1 rRNA gene and 1 pseudogene are annotated in these 1,183 nt (G+C 66.6%); both read right to left on the reverse strand.

The features are described from left to right. A pseudogene (locus tag AB0D01_RS19390) lies at nucleotides 1-717 on the reverse strand (tetratricopeptide repeat protein); the annotation flags it as partial. 180 nt (nucleotides 718-897) lie between these two features. Next, a 5S ribosomal RNA gene (gene rrf / locus AB0D01_RS19395) occupies nucleotides 898-1,014 on the reverse strand. Nucleotides 1,015-1,183 lie beyond the last annotated feature (169 nt).

Raw genomic sequence — 1,183 nt, forward strand, 5'->3', positions numbered from 1 at the left:
CCCACCACGGTCATCGTCCCGACGCGGGAAGGACGGACGGTCGCCCCGGTCGTCACGGCGGAAGCCACCGCCGGAGGGACGACCACCACGGTCGTCGTCACGGCGCGGGTACGACGGACGGTCGCCACCACGGTCGTCACGACCGCCACGGAAACCACCACGGTCGTCATCACGACGCGGGTAGGAAGGACGCCCACCACGGTCATCGTCCCGACGCGGGAAGGACGGACGGTCGCCCCGGTCGTCACGGCGGAAGCCACCGCCGGAGGGACGACCACCACGGTCGTCATCGCGACGGGGGTACGACGGACGGTCGCCACCGCGGAAGCCACCGCCGGAGGGACGGCCGCCACGGTCGTCGTCACGGCGCGGGTAGGAGGGACGGTCGCCACCACGGTCGTCACGACCGCCGCGGAAACCACCACGGTCGTCATCACGACGCGGGTAGGAAGGACGCCCACCACGGTCATCGTCACGACGCGGGTACGACGGACGGTCGCCCCGGTCGTCACGACGGAAGCCACCGCCGGAGGGACGCCCACCACGGTCATCGTCACGACGCGGGTACGACGGACGGTCCCCGCCACGGTCGTCACGGCGGAAGCCGCCACCAGACGGCCGGCCGCCGCGGTCGTCGCGGCGGAAGCCACCACGGTCACCGCCACGGTCGTCACGGCCCCCTCGGTAGCCGCCCCTGTCACCGCCGTCGTTGCGACGAGGCTCGCGCTCCGGACGATCGTCGGGAGAGTTGGACATGGGTGTGACTCCTGTCTTCGGGGTACCGCTAGTCATTCTCGCGCAACCAGCCCATGGCCGCGCTTCGGCGTAAAAAGGTACAAAACAAAAAGGACCCTTGGTCCAGCGTTGAACGCTGGACCAAGGGTCCTTTGAAAGATTGTTCGGCGGCGTCCTACTCTCCCACAGGGTCCCCCCTGCAGTACCATCGGCGCTGAAAGGCTTAGCTTCCGGGTTCGGAATGTAACCGGGCGTTTCCCTAACGCTATGACCACCGAAACCCTATCGGTTTCGAGCGAACAAGCACACTCTGTAGTTGTGTTCTAGCTCCAGAAACCAGCAACCGTTCGTTGCTTCAGAACTAACACAGTGGACGCGAGCAACTGAGGACAAGCCCTCGGCCTATTAGTACCAGTCAGCTCCACCCGTTACCGGGCTTCCACATCTG

Origin of the sequence: Streptomyces sp. NPDC048606 (genome assembly GCF_040650855.1) — a bacterium.
Lineage (GTDB): Bacteria > Actinomycetota > Actinomycetes > Streptomycetales > Streptomycetaceae > Streptomyces.